Origin of the sequence: Pseudomonas sp. PS01301 (genome assembly GCF_029960215.1) — a bacterium.
GTDB classification, from domain to species: Bacteria; Pseudomonadota; Gammaproteobacteria; order Pseudomonadales; family Pseudomonadaceae; genus Aquipseudomonas; species Aquipseudomonas coleopterorum.
On sequence record NZ_JASCPM010000006.1, the window covers coordinates 103185 to 125175 of the forward strand.

Here is a 21991-nt window from a genome sequence, read left to right on the forward strand (position 1 = left end):
TACCCTCGATTCATCCGCGCTTCGGGGCGCCTTCATCCAACCAGGCCTGATCCAGGCGAAACACCGCGCCGCGAGGGTGCAATCGATAGCCTTGAACATAGTTGCGCTGGGCCGCCAGCACATCGAAAAAGGTCGGAATCAGCGACGGCACCTGTTCATGCATCAGGCGCTGGGCCGTGCCGTACAACGCCGCACGCTTGACCGGATCGTCCGTGCCCCGTGCAGCGGCCACGGCGGCATCGAATTCGCTGTTGTTCCAGCGCGTTTCGTTCCAGGCAGCGTCCGAGGTGTAGAGCAGAGAAAACACCGCGTCGGCCGAAGGTTGCATGTTGTAGAAACCGACGTAGAAATTGCCTTTCTTCCAGACCTGGTCCAGGTAGGTACTGTTGGCCATGGTCTCGACCTTGATATTGAACCCGGCTGGCTTGGCCATTTCCCGTACGGCAATGCCCAACTGGGTACGCGTAGAGGGCTTATCGGAGGCAACCAAGGTGATGTCCAGGCCATCGGAAAAGCCGGCGTCGGCCAACAGTTGCCTGGCCTTGGCGATATCGGCCTGACGCAGTTCGATATCGGCGTGGTAACGGTAAGCGGCATTGAGCGGTGTATCGTTGCCCGGCGTACCAAAGCCTTCCGCCACGAAGTCCACCAGTGCCGCCCGATCGACACAGAGCGACAGCGCCTGGCGTACCCGCACGTCGTTGAACGGCTTCTGGTCGCAGGCCATGTTGATGTTGAGGAACTGCCCGGAAGGTGCACGCAGTCCGGTCACGCCACTGGCTTGGCCAAGGCGGCTGAACTCGGTGGCCTGGGCTGACAGCATGAGATCGATGTCGCCGGACATCAGCGCAGAACTTTCTGCAGTCGGATCGGGGTAGACACGGATCTCGACGCGGTCCAGAAACGGACGCTCGGGGTCATGGAACTGTTCGTTGCGAGTGACCACGACCAGCCGCTCGGGCTCGAACGAGGCCAGCTTGAACGGCCCTGTGCCCACGGCTTCGCGCGTCAGGCGGGCCATATCCCCCTGGACGATCGCCGCGGGCACGATCTTCGCGTCCGGGTAGGCCAGGCTGATGGGAAGGTCTGCGTAGGGCATGGTGGTGGTCAGCTTGACGTGCAGCTCGTCGATCGCTTCCACGGACTTGATCGGGCCGATGTTGCGCAGGCCGGGCGACGCGGTCTTGGGATCGAGGATCGCCTGCAGGCTGGCCACGACATCCCTGGATGTGCAGCGGCTGCCGTCGTGGAAAAGCAGGTTGTCCCGCAGGCTGAAGGTCCACTCGGTCAGCGCTTCGTTGTGGCTCCAGGACGTGGCCAGATCGGGCTCGGCCTGCATGTCGTGACTCAGGCGTGTAAGCCCGTTGTAGAGCAGTTCGCTGAGCAGGTACTCGGGATTGACCCGAGCCAGCAGCGGATTGAGCATGCCCACCGCCTGGTCGACGCTGATGCGCAACGTACCGCCCTTGCGCGCGGCGCCGGCGGCCCACAATGTGCTGGAGAACGGCAGCATGGCAGCGCCGGTGACGATGGCCGTAGTTGCAAGAAAGCGGCGACGGTTGAGCCGGAAAACGGTAGTCATGGCGATACTTCACTTAGCAAAGAGATTGTGGGGCAGCTAGGTAAAAAGTGCCGATGACCGATCTTGATGCCAGTCTTCGGTGGTCGCTTGGGTTAGCCTGTTGCGGCGGTCCCAGGGGTGAAGTCTGCAGCCAGGTAGACCAGGATCGACTTGGCCAAGGCGACCAGATCTTCGCGGGTCGTGTATTCGTCGCTGGCATGAATGCGACTGTGCGGGCGAATTAGGCCACCCAACAAAATCTCCTGGATACCGGCCTGTTGCACCCAGCCCATATCCGAGCTGCTGCTGGAGCCATAGCACTGGAACTGCTCGGCGGTGAAACCGAAACCCACGCCCAGTGCGGCTTGCCAGCGCGGCCAATGGGGACCGGTCGGGTCCGCAACCGGCGCAAGATGGCCGATCACTTCAGCTTCCACCGCAAGTGCCGCGCTTGCGGCCATGGCGGTGTCGATGCAATGGTGCAGTTCTGCCAGCACCTGATCGAAGGGTTCTTGCGGAGCGTAGCGACGGTTGATCAGCACCTCGAACTGCGCTGGAACGGTAGAGCCTTTGCTACCGCCATGGGCCGCGGCCAAGGTCATGCGCGAAATCAGAGGTGCACCGTTGTAATGGGGCGGCGCCGGCATCGGCCATGCCCGCTGTTCCACCTGCTGCTTGAGTGCGTACAAGGCGTTTAGCAGCGGCAGGCTTTCCTCGATGGCATTGATGGCATCGACCGGTTCACCGGAGTGCGAAGAGCGGCCCTTGACCGTGATCTTCAGGTCGACACTGCCAAAGCACCCAGCCCAGATCCTCGGCGCGGCACCGCCGTTGAAACTCAGGATATGGCCCTCGACCAGTCGTTGTTCGGCCAGGTAGCGAATACCCGGATAAAGACCGCCTTCCTCATCAGTGCACAGCAGCAGGGAAGGGCAGTAGCGCAGCGGCAGGTCGAAACGTGCCGCCGCACGCAAGGCACTCAAGGTGGCGGCAATGCTGCCTTTCATATCGGCCGTGCCGCGCCCGATCAGCTTGCCGTCAGCTTCGGTCAGCTGCAGAGGAGGGTGGTTCCAGCCGTCACCGGCCGGCACTGTGTCGACATGGAAATACAGGCTGCAGACCTCTTGGTCTCCAGGATGTCGGGCAATCAGATTGATGCGTTCGCCATGAGCCTCGCCGCTGCGGGTCTGCCACAGCGCATCGGGCACCGAGACCCGTGTCGCCTCCAAGCCAAGCGGCGCAGTCAGGGTTTCCATCAAGTCGGCGAAGGCGCCGTAGCCTGCGCCCGGCGGGAAGCAGGTATCGACCGCGATCATGCGTTGCAGATCGTCGATCAGCCCATCATGATCCGTCTCGATCGATTCGAGTGCCTGCTCAAGTGCCGTATTCATCGTCATTTTGAGTCTCGCCGTATTTCTATATAGTTTATAGTTAAACACCACCGCATGGCCCGTCAAGGAAAAACGATGACCAACAGCAATGCACCGGCTGCCGACGCCAGCTTTGCCCGACTGGGCGAACAGGACAGCGCACCTCTTTATGAAGTGGTGAAGCGGCGCGTCTCAGAGGCGATCCTGCTAGGGGAGTGGGCGAGTGGCACGGTGATCCCCAGTGAGAACGCGTTGGCCGCAGACTTCGGCGTATCGGTAGGCACCGTGCGCCGCGCACTGGCCGAACTGGTGACAGAAGGCATGCTGATGCGCCGCCGCAAGACCGGCACCGTCGTCACCGGATGGGCGCCGCTGCACAACCTGCGCTATTTCTTCCAGTACTTCCGGCTGCACAACAAGGAAGGCGCACTGCTGAAATCCAGCACCTCCTTGCTCGACTACCAGACGGGCAAGGCCACGGCGGAGGAGGCCGACAAACTGCTCATCGATCCTGCCAGTCCCGTTTACCGTCTGCATCGACTGCGCACCATCGGCGGCGTTGCCGCCATGCACGAACATTTCACGGTAGTGGCAAGCAAGGTCCCGGACTTCCCTGGGCCGGAAGCCTTTCCCGAACTCTTGTATCGCCACTTGCTCGAACACTACGGCATACGCGTAGCGGCGGTGCGCGAACAGCTGACCGCCGGCCTGGCCACGGCAGAGGACTGCAAGCTGCTGAAGCTGGAGGCGCCTCATGCCGTGATGATCATCGACGCCATATCGTTCGACCAGACGGCAGCGCCGGTGATGATCACGCACCAGCGCGCGAGTACGGAGCACTTCATGTATGTGAACGAGATTCGGTGATCAAAGCGTTGAAGGAAAGCGTGCTGTGCGTGTGACTTCAGGGCGGGCGGGTGGAGCTCGTGGAAGGACTTAACTAGTAACTCTACTAAATGCTTATTTAGTAGAGTTATCGTGTTTTTCGGAGAGTTTTGAGCGGTAATAGGGGATTTTAGCTTCACTTTAAGAGCGTCACTCACGCGTTGACTAGGTACGCTTGATTCATGTCGTCACGCTGTAAGTTTTGCTTGTGGAACCGCGTATTGATTGATGGCTACGCTGTGCTGATTGAGAAATACGAGCTCTGCCGCCGTGAATGGCTCGCCAGCACCGCAGAACCCGATCTCCAGTCAATGTGGCATGGGTAGGTAGCGACATGGAATACGACGACAACTGGTTGAAGATGCCGTGCTTGCGCTGTTGGCAACCTACAGCTCCGATACAGGCAATGCATGGAAAGGGTTCGACTTCGAAATCATGAACCGACTGCATGCGCACGGGTTAATTAGTGATCCGGTCAACAAGAACAAATCTGTCTGGGTGACAGATGAAGGACTGGCCCGAGGTCGACAGATAGCCGACCGCTTGTTCGGTATGAGAACTCCAACGGACCGGAGATCTGAATCCGATAGCTGACCGCATACTCCCTAATAGGTTGGACAGGTTTGTGGATTAATCGGGTTTTGAGTTATCGGAGATCTCGCCCAGATTTACGATCGCCGAAGGCGTGATAACACCTGGTATGCCCAAGTCATGATTGACTGGCCAGCCAACGGGCAGCTTTAGCGCTGCGGCTGCAAGACGTGAATCTTGACGAGGATGATTAACAGCTTTCGAAACGTACTTGACGCTACGCAGGTCCCAAGCGCTTGACGTGGGATGGACAGAGGCTGAGCAGATGCTCCCACGAATCGATGGGCACAGCGGGCGATGAGTACTCGAGTGTTGATGATGCGTATGAGAGTGAGGTTACCGGAGGACCAGGATCGTCTGGTACAGCAACGAAGCCTGGAGACCGGGGGCAACCCTGCCATGCGGATCGCGTATCATAACGTTACGCATAATGTATATTATGTTAAATTAAATGCCATGCTAGATATTCCCATCAGCACCTAGCCGCTTTCACCCACCTATAATACTCCTGCCTTCGGCCTCACGGCCTGCGCGCTCAGTCACAGCCGTGCTGCGAATGATGACCTTCTACTAGCGCCATGAGTGCTTATGCTACAGCAGCCTGCACGCGCAGCTGGGTTGATTAGAAAACTGAAGATAGAAACTCGGCAATGTACACGAAGGTACGAATACCCGCCTTGTGGAGTCTGAACGCTTGCTCACACAGCCTCCAACGCAGCCTCTTCTTCGTGTGCAATGGTTTCTTCGACTGCCAACTGATGTCGCGTCCACTCAGCAGCGATCGCTGGATTTTCACGAATCTGCTCTTCGATCCGCAGGGTTTCGCGATATTCGAGTGCCTGCGCAACCATCGTCCACTGAGTTTCGACATTTAGTGATTCAAGCTCTTTGCGAATCGACGGTAGGTCAATTCGGAAGAACTCCTTGCGAGGATTCACTTTGTTGACCTGCTCCCTTAGGAAATGGCGATGCAGCTGCTTTTCCAAGCCTGGCGCATCATCACTGAAAATCATCGCGTGTATATCAAACTCAAATGGGACGCTGGCGTCGCCAAGCTCACGAACACGATCTAGTGGTTCGAGACGGCGAGTCATACCAATCTTGAATATCTCCTCTCCGAACGATCCTGTATTGGAGATCACATACACGTGGCCTGCCCGCGTTTGCTGGGCCATCGACAGAGCGCGTTTGTTTTTCTCTTCAGCTGCTTTCAGTTGGTCTTGGAGCGAAGCTAGGCGAGCTTCAAACTTGGCGCGTTCTGCAGCGTTAGCTGCGGCTACCTGCTCTTGGGCCTTTTCCAAAGCACTACGCAGTGTCGTTTCTTCCTTGGCAGCGTCTTTAATGGCACGTTCGTATTCACGACGGGCCTTCTCTTCTTCGCGCATTTGTTCGCGTAGCTGTCGCTGCTCTTCGCGCTCCTGATCCTTCAAAAGCCTGGCGGTCACTCCCCAACGCAACTCTTCAAGGCGTGCTCTGAGGTACTCATCATTCACTCGGGCATTTCGGAAAGGAGCGCCCAACTGGTTGACCACTGCGGCTGCGTCGAGGATTTCCTGCTCAAGCTTGCCGTGGTTGTCTGATTTGGAGCGAGACAGAATGGAGTCAACTTTGCCGTTAAAGGCATCAGCCACAAATCGAATTGCAGTTTCACGGCGATTCGCTTCGGCGTAATCACAGCTAGCCGCCCTGCCCGTCTTCACCAAAACCTTGGTAAGTTCGCGGGCTTCTTTGAGCTTCTGCCCAGCCTCAATGAATCCGAACTCCTCAGCTAGGTCGTCCAAGAGGTGGTAGGTAGGGACAATGTAAGCATCACCATAGCCTTCGATGATGTTCTTCATGGCCTTGGCAGCATTGGCATACTGCTTCGCTTTACCCATAGCCTCCATAGCATCGCCGGCGATCTCCTGAGCACGCTCGTTCGCGGTTGCTACAATTTTGTCGGCGTCAGCGATAGCTTTAGCCAAGCGAGTCTCGGCCTGATCGACTCGGGACTGGGCAAGCTGAAGCAGGCGGTTACGCTCAGAGCTCGCTGTAGTTGAAAGCCGTGCGGCCTCTGCCTCAACATCAACGATATCTTTGAAGCGTTCAAGCTCCCGGGTTCGTAGCTGAAGCTGTTTCCGAAGTTCGCTGACCTCGTCCTCAGTTTTGTCGAGGTCGTTTTTCCTCGCATTAAGCTCAAGAGTCAGTTGAGCTACCTTGCCATTGGCTTTGGTGCTTCTAATCAAAAGCACGACTGTGGCTATGCCTGCAATGAGGGCAATGAGTTCCATGTGAGATCGTCCCTTCTATAGGAACAAGTGTTCCTACAGCACTACGTTGGTTGAGGGTATGGTTTATTCAAAGGGGGGCGACAAATAACCTATTGAACGCCTAGTGATCACCAGCGCGCTCGGGCAGCTTCTTAGGGCTGAGCACCTTGGATTTCCCCAAGTCTTATTTGGTAACCCTGGCCAAGCTACGTAACGGTTTCAGTCTCAACCGTTTGAACGATCTGGCCTTTTGCACTCTTGGTGACCGGGATGCTTTCGCTATAGGCAGTTTGTACATAACCAGAGATGGCTGTGATGGACAGCAGGACAAGTCGAGCGCTGAATTTCATCTTGGATTCCGTTTCCAAAGTTAAGTGGCTCAGCATACAAGCGAGCATGGCCAATCGCCAGATCGCTCGTAGCGGCTGGCAATTATTAGTGCGATACGATCAGCGAAGGGTATCAGGAAATCACTCCTTCACAAGCCTCCAAACGTAACAACCCTTCATTCGCTGCAGCATCCGTCGTCACCACCAGGCGAATGTATGGCGGTGATGATCAGCTCAGATTTGAGCGCCTCAGCTAGCTAGCTACTCTGGCCTATGCTTGCTGCGGTCCCCAATGCGCCCCTGACAAACGCCTTGTTGTAGTGGTCAACCAACCCCGGACACGGCGTTAAGTTTTTCCTCGCCACCCGCAGGCGCCAAGCCTAGATTGAAATAATGCGGCCGGCGCCATTTTTTGCCGCTCCACCAAGTCAGGCTGTTCGACCAAACCCCGGAATCCCCAACCCCAAACTCTCCCGCAGCGTCGTCCCCTCGTAAGCCGTGCGGTACACCCCCCGCTCTTGCAGCAACGGAATAACCTCCTGAGTGAAGCGCTTGAACTGCGATGGGTGCCCAATGTAGATATTGAACCCATCCACCGCCCGCGCCTCGAACCAGTCCGCCATCTTTCGAGCGACCGTTTCTGCTGATCCCACGAATGCACCCGGCCGCAACTGCCGACCGAACTCCACGGCTTGGCGCAGCGTGAATCCTTTTTCTTGTGCTTGATCGGCGATCCGCTTGGCGGCCGTGAAGAAGCTGCTGCGCGCGGCTTCGAGGCTTTCCTGGGGGAAAGGCGCGTCAAGATCGTACTGGCTGAAGTCGTGCCAGCCGAAGTTGCGGCCGAACTCCTTGAGTGCAAGCTCGAAGCTGTGGTCGACCTCATGGTAGTGCCGCTCGATTTCACGCGCTTGGTCGTCGGTGTCGCCTACATGGATTTCAGCGCCTGGCATGACCAACAGCTGCTCGGGATCTCGCCCCAGGCGCTCCGCCCTCCCCTTGATATCGCGATAGAACGCCTGGCCCTGCTCGATGCTGGCTGCGTGGGTGAACACCACATCGGCGGTGGCGGCACCGAGGTCACGGCCCTGCTCGGAATCGCCCGCCTGGAATATGACGGGCTGCCCCTGCGGGGAGCGCTGGATGTTCAACGGGCCGACCACGGAAAAATGTTCACCCGTATGGTTGAGCGCATGCAGTTTGCTTGCGTCGAGAAACTGCCCAGTCTGCCGATCCCGTACGAAGGCATCTTCCTCGTAGGAATTCCACAGTCCCTGGACGACCCGCACATGCTCTGCAGCCCGGCTGTATCGGGTGTCGTAGTCGAAATGTTCGTCCCGGCTGTAATTTCCTGCGGTGCCTGCGTCGCCACTGGTGACCACGTTCCACCCTGCTCGCCCTTTGCTGATCAGGTCGAGCGACGCGAGTCGACGCGCGACGTTGTAAGGCGAGTTGTAGGAAGTGGTGAGCGTGCCCACCAAGCCCAGATGTCGGGTGGTGACCGCGAGCGCGGATAGAAGCGTCAGGGGTTCCAGCCGATTGAGATAGTGCGAGGGAGAGCCTGGCGTGATGAACTGGCTGTCGACGATGAACATCAGGTCAAACAGCGCGGCCTCAGCCTGCTGCGCGATGTCGATGTACCAGTCGACGTTCACACTGGCGTCAACCGGCAACTCGGGGTCGAGCCAGAGGTTGTGCCGCCCCGGGCCGCCGCAGCCCATTGTCAGGGCACCGAGTTTGAGCTTTCGTGACGTCATGTTGATCGTGTTCCTTGTGAGCAGGTAAAAGCCTTGAATGCTGTCAGCCGATTCAGGGCTGAGCCTTTGCCATAGGGGGCTGGAGCGACGCTGCGAAGGAGTCGTCGAACAGACTCGCCGCAGGGTAGGCCTTGACCAGGCCCAGGCTGGCGAAAAAGTCCACGGTCTTCTGGGCCTGGATGGGGGCTTGTGGGCTCAGCGGCTCGATGGTGGTTCGCGCACGGGCAAACCAGGCTCGTGAGATGTCGGCGTTCGCGCGGGTGCGCTTTGACCAGGCGTCGGCATAGGCGTCCGTGTTGGCAGGATTTTGCAGTGTCCAGTCGCGAGCCTTCTTCAATCGCTGCAGGAAATCGCTGATCAGTGCACGCTTGGGATCGATGACTTTGGCGTTGGCGGCAATGAAACTTTGCGCAGGAATCAGCCCGTCTGCCGTCGCCAGGATGCGCGCGCCCTGCCTTTCCTGCTGGGTGACGTAAGGTTCCCAGGTGGCGATCACGTCCACTGAGCCGCCATCCAAAGCATGAGAGGCGTCCAGGGCGCTGAGATAGCGAAGGTCAAGCGAGTCTCTCGGAACGCCCGCCTTGTCCAGCGCAGTGAATAACAACTGCTGGCTCCAGGATCCTTTCCAGATTGCGGCGCGCTTGCCTTTGAGGTCTTCGATACTGCGTATCGGTGAGTCCTTGCTTACCAGAATGGCAACGCCATCGAGGCTCTGCCGACCTACCGCAATCACCTTGATCGGCGCACCCAGGGCGCCCAGAAACAGAGCAGGCGCGTCACCGAGCAAGCCGATATCCAGACTGCCGACGTTCAGGGCCTCTGCAACGGGCGACCCTGCAGTGAACTGTTTCCACTCAAGGGTGTAAGGCAGGTCATTCAGCACGCCTGCCGCTTCCATGACAGCTTGTGCGTTATAGCTCTGGTCTCCCACTACCAGCGTCTGTGCGCTCGCCGAAAGGCAGAGCAAGGACGTGGCTACTCCGATCGCCAGTTTCTTCAGGTAACGCACGGTTGTCTCCAGAGCCCATTCAGGACGGTGAGGATCGATCCGCGGGTACGGTCTCGGGGAATTTAGGATGTGGTCAGCAGCGAGGCTGTCAGTGCTTCGAGAGGATAATTCCTATGGACGCCGCGACAAGATAGAGACGCACGGGCGAGAGGTGAAATACCCAATGCGCATAATCCTATTACCAAAGATGCGTTGTGCGCATTTTCGGGCGAAAGCGAGAGAGGCTTGATAGAGAAGACAGGACGGCATCATTCCCTTGCTGGCCATGCCGATCAACTTATGAACATCTGACAAAGTCGAGATAGAATCTCGCAGTCAATACAGGGAAGCAGCGAACACATGGACGTCATTCAGCAGCTACAACCACTGCTCAACAGCAGTTACAGCATTTTGGTTGCGGCCGCAGCCACGCTGGCAGTGCTTGTGAAGATTTTGTCTCACATCAACAAGGCAATGGACTGGCACGATAAGCACTTCGTCCGAAAACGCTTGTCCCGCCTCAGAGACATTCGATCGGGTGCGACCAACACGAGGCTCATTCGATATCTGGATGACGCTACGGAGCTTGAGCTGTTTCGAATCGCCTCCGGCGTCAGCACTAGCCGCTCGAAGATGGAGTACCTACTCGAGCTGGATGAAACTGGGCGGTGGAGCCGCATGCAGCTTCAAAGCCTTTCAAAATTTGTAGCACTGCAACCTGATAGCAAGACTCCGGTTTTGTCAGTGACATCCTTGGATAAATTGAGCGCCTGGACGAGTGGTATCAGTACACTTCTCATCCTGTTCTTAGGGGCCTGGTGCCTGAATATCTTGGTTCGCACCGGTTCGCCGATCTTAGGGATTTCAGGGCTATTGCTGTTTGGATTGGCAATTCTGCTCGCAAGGTATTTGGCGACCGACTGTATCGACTACCTTATCGTGACACGGGCGCAGCGATACCTGAACTTGCAAGCCCAGATGACGGAGACTGATCAGTGATCATTGCCCGATCAGAGAACCACTGGGTTGCGAGTGCCGCTGAAAAGCCCTGATACCGCCCGATTTCCAGGCATCGCACTCAACACTCACAGCGCGCCTCGACCCACCCCATTACCCACCCGAACAATGTCAGCCATCACGGCCAAGGCAATCTCCGCCGGGGTCTTGCTACCTAGCCGCAAGCCCACCGGCGCGCTGATCCGCTCGATCGCCTCATCATCCAGGCCGCCGATGCGGCGCACGCGTTCCAGGCGTTTCTCGCTGGTGCGCTGCGAGCCCATGGCGCCGATGTAGAACGCCGGCGTTCTCACCGCCTCAAGTAGAGTCAGGTCGTCCAGGCGGGGATCGTGGGTCAGCGCGACGACGGCGGTACTGGCGTGGCAGCCGCCATTGGCGATGAAGGTCGCCGGGAGCTGCTCGATAACTTTGACCCCTTCAAGGTCAAAGCCAGCAAGCAACTCGGTGCGAGGGTCACAGACGATCACATCATAACCCAGAGAAACGGCAAAGCTTGCGCAGAACTCTGCGACGGGCGAGAGTCCCGCTATCAATAGCCGCCGGGCTGCGCCGATGCGAATCGCGATTTGCCGCTCGGACACCTCGACCGTTGAACCCTGTGCAGAGCAGATGTCGAGCGTCCGGTTAAGGGTGTCCAGAGAAACCGCGCGGATGATCCGCTGCTGACCTTGGAGCGCCTGCAACATCAGGGAAAAATGTTCGAGCGCCTCGCAGCCGGGGACGAACTGCTCAACCAGGACGTCCAGGACGCCACCGCAGGGTAGTTTCAAAGACGGCGCCAAACCCCCTTCCCCATAGCGAACGACCTGGTTGTCAGGCCCGAATTCGTTACGGCCAAGACGTTCCAGGAAATCATCTTCCACGCACCCACCGGACAGCGATCCGCAGAAACGCCCATCTGCCAAGGCAACCAGCATCGCACCCGGCCCGCGCGGCGCGGAGCCATACGTCGACAGAACGGTACACAGGCACACGGATTGTCCCTGCTCGAGCCATTGCTGTGCTTGCTGGACGACTTGGAGGTCGAGACTGTTCATGGGAGTTACGGTCCGCTGTGTTGGCAACATCCCCTGGCGAATGGGGCGTAATTACCCGGTTTAGTATGAGGGACAGTCGCCTCGCAGAATTGCCTGATCTACGCGGGTTCTTGCCTATTCCTTGGGACCTGGGGTCTGAGCTGACACCTCGTTGGGTCGGGCTTTACTATTCCGGTCTATGCTCGGAATAGGCAAAAAAGACGTCTGTTCAGGCAATTTGCCCCTCGATTGCCCTGCAATACTGGCGTCGATGAAACCCAGTCGTGCAACGTGGGCCTGATCCGTTTAGATGCTCTTGAACCAGCTGCGTTAATCAGGGCGTTCTGGCGCTTTCTTCAGCCTCTTTCCAGACCAAGCATGGAGGAAGAGCTTGTGGCTCACCGTGAACACCCCACCGATTGTATCGAGCTGCAAAGCAGCTCCTCCGGCAATGCCGAGCCGCTCGTGGCCAACGATACCCGCAGGCTGGCCCAGGCCCTTAGCCGGTGGGCACGCAACGACGGCGATCACGAAACGCCCGTACCTGGCCTCACGCTGCACCGCCGCCATAAACTCACCATGCCCCTGCACTGTATCTACGGTCTGGGCCTGGGCCTGACCGTGCAAGGGCGCAAACAGGTGATCGTCGGCGAAGATCTGATGACCTATGGGCCAGGGCAATCGATGGTCACCAGCATCGATATGCCGGTGATTTCCAATGTCATCCAGGCCAGCGTTGCACAGCCTTTTCTAGGCATGATGCTGACCTTCGAAAATGCGCTGGTCGTCGAAATCGCCGAGCGGCTGCAGTTGTCGCAGAGGCTCAAGGACGGGGCCTTCAAACCCTTGTCCGTGAATGATCTGGACAGCGGTGTGCTGGATGCGCTCGAACGCCTGATTGCACTGTTCGATCAGCCCGAACTGCTTAAATCACTGGCGCCATTGATCAAGGAAGAGATCATTATCAGGCTGATGAATGGCGCTCATGGGCCTCATATGCTCCATGTCGTCAGCGCAGGGTCGCCCAGCCAGAACATCGCCAAGGCCGTCGCCTGGCTCAAACTTCATTACAGCGAGGCGCTGCGCATGGATGATCTGGCGACCATTGCCCATATGAGCCCTTCCACTTTCCGACAGCACTTTCGTACCGTCACGGGAATGAGCCCCTTGCAGTATCAGAAACAACTGCGCCTGCAGGCCGCACGCCAGTTGATGTACAGCGAAAACATCGATGCCAGTAGCGCAGGCGGTCTGGTGGGCTATGAAAGTTCTTCCCAATTCAGTCGCGAATACAGCCGTCTGTTCGGCCATCCACCGCAGCGCGATATCAAGCGCATGCGGGTTCAATAAGTTCACGAATCGAAATAAATCGTTTTAGGCAATCATGACCCTGAATAGGGCAAGCCCGATTTCGTGATTCCTTCTAACGTGGGCTACCCCTTTATCGGAGCCCCTGTCATGGCCTCACTTTTCGATCCGCTCGCCGTAAATGGCGTCACGCTGCGTAACCGTATCGTCGCCTCGCCCATGTGCCAGTACCAGGCACGGGATGGACTGCTCAACGAATGGCACCAAGCCCACTACACGATGCTGGCACGTGGCGGTGCGGGGCTGGTGATCGTCGAAGCCACCGCCGTAACCCCCGAAGGTCGAATCACGCCAGGCGATGCGGGCTTGTGGAGCAACGAGCACGTACCCGGTTCTGCAGCCGTCGCCGCGTCGATCAAGGCGGCCGGCAGCGTTCCCGGCATTCAGATCGGGCATGCAGGCCGCAAGGCAGGCTGCACACCCCCTTGGGAAAGAGGCGCGCCGCTGGAACGCTCCGATCCGCAGGCATGGACACCGGTAGCCCCCAGCGCCCTGCCCTATGTGCCTGGCTCGGATTACGTACCGGCGGAACTGACTCAGGAACAGATCCTGGTGACTCAGCAAGACTTCGTCGACGCGGCCGTTCGTGCACGACAAGCCGGTTTCGAGTGGCTTGAACTGCACTTCGCACACGGCTTTCTCGGGCAAACGTTCCTGTCACCGCAATCGAACGTCCGTGAGGATCAGTACGGCGGTCCGTTGGAAAACCGTGCCCGGTTTCTGCTCGAAACCCTGAAAGCGGTGCGGGAGGTGTGGCCGGAACATCTGCCGTTGACCATGCGCCTGGGCGTGACCGAATTCGGCGAAAACACACATCAGTCGTTTTCCGAATCCCTGCAGCTTCTGAAGTGGGCAAAGGAAGCGGGGTTGGACCTGGTCGACGTAGGACTGGCCCTCACCAGCGCCAATGATCCGGTACCTTGGGGCCCCAACTTCATGGTCCCGTACGCTGAACGCGTGCGGCTGGAGACAGGCCTGCTGGTTGCGACGAGCTGGATGATCACTGACCCGAAAGAAGCTGACGCTTTCGTCCGTGAGCACAAGCTGGACCTGGTGTTCTTCGCTCGTACGCTACTGGCCAACCCACATTGGCCCTTCCATGCTGCTCGGGAGCTGGGGATAGAGAAACCCGAAGCGGTGCTGCCCACGCCCTATGCGTTCTGGTTGCAGAACTGGTCGGCCTGAGTGCGGTTCGAAAGCCCTGATGCCGTTGGGATCGGGGCTTTTTTGTTCCGTGACTTCAATGAATCAGGCGTTTGCTGCGACCGTCATCTCACGTGTCATGTCTGTGACCGTGATGCGCCCCGCCATGGATAATACGAAAGGCTCGCTCATCCAAGCCTCAATCCGAAATTGCCTATCTATTTAGCTCGGGAGGTGAGATGTTGTTGAAATGTGCGTCCCACCCTGCGTCGTATCCTGCCGCACAGGCATTTCTGATTTCATGCTTTTGAAATCGTGACGGGGCAAGGATGCATGACTATCTCAATCGTTATTCTTTGTGGAGCTCGAGAAAACACTCGATTTCTTCAACAGTTTTGCGATGCCGGCGAAGACTGGCAGATAAGCTTTTTCGACAATACCGCGTCGGTCGTCAGCTACCTGAAAGAGCATTCGGTCGAACTCATTATCGTCAGCATGACTCGCGGACGATTCAGAGATCTCGTAGGATTCGCTGCGTTTTATGAATTGGTGTCGGCCACACCCATCTTGATGAGTGGAACGGGAGCCCAGCGCATAGCCGCCGAGGCTTTCGTCGCTATGGGTGCGCAGGGTTTCAGCTCCACTGAGCCGAAAGAACAGGGTATCGGCGTCCAGCTGATTCGCGATCTGGTCTTGCGCTTTCGCATGCTCAGGCAAATGGAGCTGCGCGCGGTGCGAGCCGAGGTCACGCTCAATGCCATCAGCGATGGCGTGATCGGCGCCGATGCCAACGGCAACGTCGATTTCATGAATCCGGCTGCGGAAGTGCTGACTGGCTGGTCCAGCGCCGAGGCCAAAGGACAATCCATCACCAAAGTGATGTCCATTGATATCAACGACCCGCTTGGAGATGAGCTACATCCTGTGCAATTGGCTATGCAGCAGCGTTCGGCAGCGGGTCTGAGTGCGGGGGCGGTACTGATAAAACGTAATGGCAACCGGGTGGATATCGAAGATTCAGCTGCTCCAATCATTGATGATCGGGGTGATTTGACTGGCGCCGTGGTGGTGTTTCATGACGTCTCCGAGGCGCGCGCCATGAAAGTGAAAATGACGTACTTGGCCGAGCACGACTACCTGACTCGGTTGCCCAACCGAGTGTTGTTCCAGGATCGTCTGGAACAAGCCGTCCGCACCGCGCGGCGCGATAATCAGCGCTTGGCCGTGATGTTTATCGACCTCGACAATTTCAAGTACATCAACGATTCGCTCGGCCATACGGTAGGCGACCAACTTCTGTTCGCTGTGGCGACCGCCATGACCCGCAGCGTTCGGGCTTCGGATACCGTAAGTCGTCAGGGCGGCGATGAGTTTGTGGTGTTACTGCCAGCCTTGCAGGTGGACGATAACGTCGAAGTCATTGCCAAGAAGATTTTGGAAGCCATCAATGCGGGGCATCAGATAAACCAAAGTACGCTCCATATATCCGCCAGTATCGGTATCAGCTTTTTCCCCACCGATGCTTCCAACGTTGAAGACCTGATCAAGCATGCCGACACCGCGCTTTACGATGCCAAAGTAAAAGGCCGTAATCGCTATCAATTTTTCCAACCTACCATGAATGCCAATGTTGTGCAGCGTCAGGCCATCGAAGCTGACTTGCGCAATGCCCTGCGGCTTGACCAGTTCATGCTTTATTACCAACCCAAAGTGGATCTGAGTACAGGCCAAATAACTGGGGTGGAGGCCTTGTTGCGCTGGTCACATCCGCGCGAGGGCATAATCGCCCCTTCACGCTTCATCGCTATTGCCGAAGACAGCAGGTTGATCATTCCCATCGGTAACTGGGTGGTAAAGACGGCGTGTCGGCAAATTCGCCGATGGGAGCAGCAGGGGCTGAAAAATGTTTGCATTGCCGTCAACGTGTCGACGATCGAGTTGTCGCACGCCGGTTATGTGAATGACATCCAGTCGATTCTCCAGGAAACGGGGATCGCCCAAGGTACGCTGCAACTTGAGTTGACCGAAAGCGTGCTGATGTCTGACCTGCCCTTCAATCGCCGAATATTGGCGAGTCTCAAGAGCGCTGGCCTGAGTCTGGCGCTGGACGACTTTGGCACCGGTTACTCCAGCCTGGCGTATCTCACTCAACTGCCGTTCGACGTCTTGAAGATTGATCAATCCTTCATTCGACATGTTGATTCGCGCTCAGATAACGCTGCAGTGGTCGCCGCGATTCTCGCCATGGGCACGAGCCTGCAGCACTGTGTAGTAGCGGAGGGTATCGAGGATGTCCTGGAACTCGGTTTCTTGCAGCGCAATGGCTGTCATGAAGGGCAAGGCTATCTGTTCAGCCGGCCACTGAACGAGCTCCAGATGACCACGTTACTCATCGCCGGCAGCATAGACATGCCGTCGGCTCTCGACAGCCATTGATAATGCGTATCTGATTTTCCTGCTCTGGCGTGCCCTCGCAATCCGACTGAACTTTGCTTTCTTCGCCCCCCTCAATTGGCAAACCCTCACGAGTCATATCCATGCTTCCACACAGCAGACAAGGCCACGGGGCGCCCACCTTCGTGCTGATGCATTACCTGGGCGGGTCCCACCGTACCTGGTTTCCTACCCTTCCCTATCTCGACGGCGAACATGAGTGCATAGCGATCAACACGCCGGGATTCGGCGATGCGGCGCAGGTCGAGGGGTATAGCGTCGAAGCAATGGTCACGCACGTGGATCAATGCATCCGGGAACTGGGCCTGACGAACTGCGTGTTGGTGGGTCATTCGATGACAGGCAAGGTCGCCGTGGTGCTGGCGTCACGCCGGCCCGACTACCTGAGCGGGCTTGTACTGGTCGCGCCCTCGCCCCCCGGCCCACAGCCGATGAGCGATGCCGACCGAGACCAGCAACGCGCTTATGCCAAGACGCGTCCCGAGGCTGAAGCCTTCGTCGATGAATCCAGCACGTTGCGCCTACCTGACGACGTTCGCGAAGTCGCCATCGCCGATGCCCAACGGCTGAACCTCGATGCCTGGCGCGCTTGGGTCGATCACGGCAGTCGTGAAGACTGGACTGCCCGATTGGGGACGATCGATTACCCGGTGCTACTGGTCTGTGGCGAGCTCGATGAGCAGGTGCCGGGGCCCGAAGAGCAGCGCCTCACCACGCTGGCGGCCTTTACGCGCAGTACGTTGGAAGTCATTCCGAACGCGGGTCATCTGATGCCGATGCAGACGCCTCAAGCACTGGCGAAGTTGATGCTGACGTTCGCGAAGGAAAAGTGCAGCAAATGATCATCCTCTAGCTACACCCGGTTTGAAACATGCATTTGAACGCCGCCATGTCGGCATAATCGTTGAGCGAGGTGAATATGGATCTGGGAATCAAAGGCCGCGTTGCACTCATTACCGGTGCCAGCGGCGGCGTTGGCTTGGCGACTGCCAGACAGCTGCACGAAGAAGGCGTGCAACTGGTGTTGAGTGACATGGACCAGAAGAAGTTGGAAGAGGCTTACACCTGGTTGAAAGCCGACAGCGTGTTCGTGGCCGCCGACATGACTCAGCAGGACCAGGTCGCGCGCGTCGTCGAGGCTGGTCGAGACAAGTTCGGCAAGATCGACATCGTCGTTCACACCGCCGGCGTGACGGGTGCCAAGGGTGATCCGCTGGAGCTCTCGGACGAGGACTACCTGGAAGCCTGGAACACGGACTTCTTCTCTGCCGTGCGCGTCGCTCGGGCAACCATCCCTGATATGCGCACCCGCAACTGGGGCCGCTTCGTCTGCATCACGTCCGAAAACGCCGTGCAGCCGTACTGGGAAGAAGCGGTCTACAACACCGCCAAGGCCTCGCTGGGTGCGTTCATCAAGAACCTGTCGTACAAGGAAGCCGCTCACGGCGTGCTGTGCAATACCGTGGCTCCAGCGTTCATCGAGACACCCATGACCGACGGGATGATGAAGAAGCGCGCGGAAGAACTGGGCGTGTCCTTCGAAGAAGCCATTGAAAGCTTCCTCGAAGAAGAGCGTCCTGGCATCGTCCAGAAACGCCGTGGCAAGCCAGAAGAAGTGGCCGCCGCCATCGCGTTGCTGGTGTCTGAACGCGCGTCCTTCATCAACGGCAGCAACCTTCGTGTCGACGGCGGTTCGGTGCAGGCGCTGCAGAACTGACCGAGGTTGGATCGCTGGTTTAGTTCAGGACCGGATTCAGTAGCCCGCCAAGCGGGCTATGAATTCAAGTAGACGAAATCTGCGCCGCCCAGGTGTCATGCCAGTCGATATTCAACTGTCAGGTGACTGATCTCATGCACAGACTTCAGTGCGGCCCGAACGTCATCTGCAGAGCGTCCAGAATCGCCGTGCACGCTGACAATCGCCGCTCGCGCCTGCGGACCGACCCGCCAGACGTGCAGGTCAGTGATGTCAAAGCCTTCGCCCTGCTGCAGCAGTTCACGAATCTCCTGCGCCACCTGTTCATCTGTCCTGTCCAGCAGGACAGCCGCGGTGTCCCTCATCAATGAATACGCCCAACGGGCGATGACCACGGCACCTACCAGACCGATCAATGGGTCAAGCCACACCCAACCCAGGAACTTGCCGGCCAGCAATGCAGCGATGGCCAGCACCGACGTGACTGCATCAGCCATGACGTGCACGTAAGCCGAGCGCAGGTTGTTGTCCGTACCATGGGCCGGTTCGTGGTGATGATGATGATCATCGTGACCATGACCATGACCATGACCATGACCATGGCTGTTACCGCCGGCCGATAGCAGTAGCGCACTGATGATATTGACGATCAAGCCGACAACCGCAATAAGCGTCGCGGTGCCAAACTGAACCGACGTCGGTTGGAACAGGCGCATGACTGACTCGACGCCGATACCCGCCGAAACCAGACCCAGGACGAGCGCTGAGGCGAACCCACCGAGATCCCCTACCTTGCCCGTGCCGAAACTGAAGGCATCGTTGGCCGCGTGTTTGCGCGCAAATCCGTAGGCTGCCGCAGATATTCCCAAAGCAGCTGCATGGGTAGCCATATGGAAACCGTCGGCAAGCAATGCCATCGAACCGGTGACGTAGCCAGCTGCGATTTCGCCGATCATCATGACCACGGTGAGTGCCACAACCCACAGCGTACGCCGAGCGTTGTGATCATGGTCGACGCCGAGGAAGTCATGACTGTGGCTGTGCTGGAGCGAGGCATTGGTCATGGCGATGTCATTTCACATAGCGGCGAACGGCTTCGAGCAGTTCCTCGGTGCCTTTGGCTCGTTCTTCATCGCTCAAGCCAGGCTTGGCAACGTGCTCCCAGGCATGGTCTTCGAGGATTTCGTCAAGCAAACCGTTCATGGCGCCGCGGGTGGCTGCCACCAAATGAAGGGTCTTGGCACACTCGGCGTCGTCCTCGAGTGCCCGTTCGATGGCCTGGACCTGGCCAGCGATACGTTTGACCCGTTTGAGCAACTGTTCTTTCGCCGCTTTGGTGTGCGCCATACCCTACCCCCCTACCCTACAGTGGGAGGCATCATGCTCCGTATATGAGGCAGTCGCAAGTCACCGGCAAGGTCATTTCTAGCCATGTTCTGGATCACGCCCGGCGAACCTTCCTGAAGGGTCAGCGCAAACCCGCCCCGGTCATCTCCTCAATCAGCAAGACCATCGAGGCCGTGTATTCAACGTTGGCCCGGGTGACGATCTCATAAGGCTCGCTAGTTGATTCGATGGTCAGCGCCAGCTTGACCAACATGCCGTGGTCCAGCGCTGTTTGGGCGACGTCGTTTGGCATCACGGCCACCAGGTTGGGGTCTTTGAGCAACAAAGATAACGTCGTGAACGTCGAAGAGGTTTCGATCGCGTAGAGCGGGAAACTCAGGCCTACCTGACGAAACTCTCGCTCCAGTGTCAAGCGCATGGGCATGTTCACCGGGAAGACGACCCAGCGGCTGTCCATCAGGTCGGCCAATTGCAGATCCTGCGCATGCGCCAGGCGATGGGCGGGGCTGGTGACTACTACCAGAGATTCCTGGGCGCGGAAGCGCGTCGTATAGGCACCAGGGCGTGGGCTCACGCTGGTTCGGCAGATCGCGACGTCCAACCTCCCCTGATCCAGCAAGCTCAATAGTCGCGAACTGGTGTCCTCGACGATGCTGATCGACAGCTCCGGTTGTTTTTCACGCAATCGTCCCAGGCTATCTACCAGCGCCGGCACAGCCCCCATGATCGTGCCGATGGCCAGGCGGCCGCCTTGCCCTTTTAGGATCCCGACCATTTCTTCGCGAAGATGCTCCAGATCGGTGTGGATCAAACGCGCATAGCGAATGACGCAGCGCCCCAAATCGTTGGCCTCCAGACCTTTGCTGGTGCGTTCGAAGAGGCTAGAGCCGAAGACGGCCTCGATTTCCTGCAATGCCTTGGTGGCGCCCGGTTGCGACAACGCCATGATTTCGGAAGCTTTGCGCACAGAGCCATGCTCGTCGAGAGCAATCAACAGTCTCAGTTGTTTGAGCCGCAGGCGAGAGACGATCAATGAAACGGACGGGAGCATGGGTATACCTAAAAGTTATCGCTAGGGTCGTAACTCTCATTAGGCAACAAGGTCATGGAAATTTAAAGTGGGCCCAACGATAACAACAAATCAAGGACTCACCATGCGCTTGATCCAGTTTGAAGATGCCTCCGGCGAACGCCGCGTGGGCGCGGTCGAAGGTGACTCGATCCAAGTCATCAAAGGTACTGCCAGTACTCGCACCCTGGCTCTGGCCGCGATCGCCAACGGCCGCAGCCTGCAGCAGGAAATACAGAGCGTGGGCACCGCGCTGGGTGCAGAAAGTTATACCCAGCTGCTGGAGGCCTGCCGTGTGCTGCCGCCACTGGACCATGAAGACCCGGCTCACTGCCTGATCAGTGGCACTGGCCTCACGCATTTGGGTAGCGCTTCGACTCGCGACAAGATGCACCAGAACAAGCTTGACGATCAGGCCGCACTGACTGACACGGCACGGATGTTCCAATGGGGTATCGACGGTGGCCGCCCGGCAGCCGGTACCGTCGGCGCTCAGCCTGAATGGTTCTACAAGGGCGACGGCTCGATCGTGGTACGTCCAGGCCAGGCCTTCCAGTCACCTCCCTTCGCCGAGGATGCGGGCGAGGAACCCGAGCTGACCGGCCTCTACGTGATCGGTGAAGACGGCAAGCCATACCGGTTGGGTTTCGCATTGGGCAACGAGTTCTCGGACCACGTCATGGAGCGTCGCAACTACCTGTATCTGGCGCATTCGAAGTTGCGTAACTGCGCCTATGGGCCCGAGCTGCGTGTCGGTGAATTACCCCGCCACTTGGTCGGTACCAGCCGGATCTGGCGCGATGGCAAGGTGTTATGGGAAAAAGAATTCCTCAGTGGCGAGGACAACATGTGCCACAGCCTGACGAACCTTGAGTATCACCATTTCAAGTACAACCAGTTCCTGCGTCCAGGGGATGTGCATGTGCACTTCTTCGGCACGGCTACCCTGTCCGTCGCGGACAATGTGAAAACCCAGCCGGGCGATCGCTTCGAAGTCAGCATGAACGAGTTCGGCAAACCGCTGGTTAATACCATCGAAGTTGCCGCCTCGGCGTTCAGCGTTGGCGACGTGAAATCACTGTGACGGGTAGAAGTCCCTGAGGGGGGCCACCTGCAAATAACGCATTTCATAATAAACATAAGAGTGAGATGAA

Annotated in this window: 18 protein-coding genes; 9 read left to right on the plus strand and 9 right to left on the minus strand. The window is 57.9% G+C overall.

The window, feature by feature from the left end:
• Positions 1 to 10: 10 nt before the first annotated feature.
• Together QMX89_RS04995 and QMX89_RS05000 are read right to left on the minus strand one after the other, a co-directional pair.
• Positions 11 to 1582 (minus strand): ABC transporter substrate-binding protein, encoded by a 1572-nt coding sequence (locus QMX89_RS04995; RefSeq protein WP_282347243.1) that lies wholly within the window; start codon positions 1580 to 1582, stop codon positions 11 to 13.
• 92 nt (positions 1583 to 1674) lie between these two features.
• Positions 1675 to 2958 (minus strand): M20/M25/M40 family metallo-hydrolase, encoded by a 1284-nt coding sequence (locus tag QMX89_RS05000; RefSeq protein WP_282347245.1) that lies wholly within the window; start codon positions 2956 to 2958, stop codon positions 1675 to 1677.
• Positions 2959 to 3006: 48 nt separating this feature from the next.
• On the opposite strand from QMX89_RS05000, the gene QMX89_RS05005 reads away from it, so the two are divergent.
• A complete protein-coding gene (locus QMX89_RS05005) occupies positions 3007 to 3798 on the plus strand; it encodes a GntR family transcriptional regulator (protein WP_282347246.1) in 792 nt (263 codons plus the stop codon).
• 453 nt (positions 3799 to 4251) lie between these two features.
• Complete coding sequence (locus QMX89_RS05010; protein WP_282347299.1) at positions 4252 to 4410, plus strand: DUF6429 family protein; 159 nt, start codon at positions 4252 to 4254, stop codon at positions 4408 to 4410.
• 695 nt (positions 4411 to 5105) lie between these two features.
• Here QMX89_RS05010 and QMX89_RS05015 read toward each other — a convergent pair.
• The 3 genes from QMX89_RS05015 to QMX89_RS05025 form a co-directional block, all read right to left on the minus strand.
• The gene (locus QMX89_RS05015; RefSeq protein ID WP_282347248.1) at positions 5106 to 6677 is read right to left on the minus strand and encodes a DUF4041 domain-containing protein; all 1572 of its coding nucleotides are present in this window, start codon (positions 6675 to 6677) and stop codon (positions 5106 to 5108) included.
• A 736-nt stretch (positions 6678 to 7413) separates the two neighbouring features.
• Positions 7414 to 8739, minus strand: coding sequence for an LLM class flavin-dependent oxidoreductase (locus tag QMX89_RS05020; RefSeq protein WP_282347249.1), 1326 nt, complete (start codon positions 8737 to 8739; stop codon positions 7414 to 7416).
• Between the two features lie 52 nt (positions 8740 to 8791).
• Entirely contained in the window at positions 8792 to 9748 is a 957-nt protein-coding gene (locus QMX89_RS05025) for an ABC transporter substrate-binding protein (RefSeq protein WP_282347250.1), read from the minus strand.
• A 339-nt stretch (positions 9749 to 10087) separates the two neighbouring features.
• Between QMX89_RS05025 and QMX89_RS05030 the strand changes: the two genes are divergently transcribed.
• A complete protein-coding gene (locus tag QMX89_RS05030; protein WP_282347251.1) occupies positions 10088 to 10726 on the plus strand; it encodes a hypothetical protein in 639 nt (212 codons plus the stop codon).
• An 86-nt stretch (positions 10727 to 10812) separates the two neighbouring features.
• Here the strand turns inward: QMX89_RS05030 and QMX89_RS05035 are convergent, their stop codons facing one another.
• Entirely contained in the window at positions 10813 to 11781 is a 969-nt protein-coding gene (locus QMX89_RS05035; RefSeq protein ID WP_282347252.1) for an XdhC family protein, read from the minus strand.
• A 270-nt stretch (positions 11782 to 12051) separates the two neighbouring features.
• Here QMX89_RS05035 and QMX89_RS05040 point away from each other — a divergent pair, with 270 nt between their 5' ends.
• From QMX89_RS05040 to QMX89_RS05060, 5 genes are all read left to right on the plus strand, one after another.
• The gene (locus tag QMX89_RS05040) at positions 12052 to 13110 is read left to right on the plus strand and encodes an AraC family transcriptional regulator (RefSeq protein ID WP_282347253.1); all 1059 of its coding nucleotides are present in this window, start codon (positions 12052 to 12054) and stop codon (positions 13108 to 13110) included.
• Positions 13111 to 13218: 108 nt separating this feature from the next.
• Positions 13219 to 14313, plus strand: coding sequence for an NADH:flavin oxidoreductase/NADH oxidase (locus QMX89_RS05045; RefSeq protein WP_282347254.1), 1095 nt, complete (start codon positions 13219 to 13221; stop codon positions 14311 to 14313).
• Positions 14314 to 14604: 291 nt separating this feature from the next.
• On the plus strand, positions 14605 to 16707 hold the full coding sequence (locus QMX89_RS05050) for an EAL domain-containing protein (RefSeq protein WP_282347255.1): 2103 nt from the start codon (positions 14605 to 14607) through the stop codon (positions 16705 to 16707).
• Positions 16708 to 16808: 101 nt separating this feature from the next.
• The gene (locus tag QMX89_RS05055) at positions 16809 to 17567 is read left to right on the plus strand and encodes an alpha/beta hydrolase (RefSeq protein ID WP_282347256.1); all 759 of its coding nucleotides are present in this window, start codon (positions 16809 to 16811) and stop codon (positions 17565 to 17567) included.
• A gap of 77 nt (positions 17568 to 17644) precedes the next feature.
• Positions 17645 to 18442, plus strand: coding sequence for an SDR family oxidoreductase (locus QMX89_RS05060; RefSeq protein WP_090358151.1), 798 nt, complete (start codon positions 17645 to 17647; stop codon positions 18440 to 18442).
• Positions 18443 to 18537: 95 nt separating this feature from the next.
• Here the strand turns inward: QMX89_RS05060 and dmeF are convergent, their stop codons facing one another.
• From dmeF to QMX89_RS05075, 3 genes are all read right to left on the minus strand, one after another.
• Entirely contained in the window at positions 18538 to 19485 is a 948-nt protein-coding gene (dmeF, locus tag QMX89_RS05065; RefSeq protein WP_282347258.1) for a CDF family Co(II)/Ni(II) efflux transporter DmeF, read from the minus strand.
• 7 nt (positions 19486 to 19492) lie between these two features.
• Positions 19493 to 19768 carry a metal/formaldehyde-sensitive transcriptional repressor gene (locus QMX89_RS05070; RefSeq protein WP_282347259.1) on the minus strand — a complete coding sequence of 92 codons (276 nt, stop codon included), beginning with the start codon at positions 19766 to 19768 and terminating at the stop codon, positions 19493 to 19495.
• Between the two features lie 121 nt (positions 19769 to 19889).
• The gene (locus QMX89_RS05075) at positions 19890 to 20819 is read right to left on the minus strand and encodes a LysR family transcriptional regulator (RefSeq protein WP_049859681.1); all 930 of its coding nucleotides are present in this window, start codon (positions 20817 to 20819) and stop codon (positions 19890 to 19892) included.
• 103 nt (positions 20820 to 20922) lie between these two features.
• Here QMX89_RS05075 and araD1 point away from each other — a divergent pair, with 103 nt between their 5' ends.
• Positions 20923 to 21921: an AraD1 family protein gene (gene araD1, locus QMX89_RS05080; RefSeq protein WP_282347260.1), complete on the plus strand. Its 999-nt coding sequence runs from the start codon at positions 20923 to 20925 to the stop codon at positions 21919 to 21921.
• Positions 21922 to 21991 lie beyond the last annotated feature (70 nt).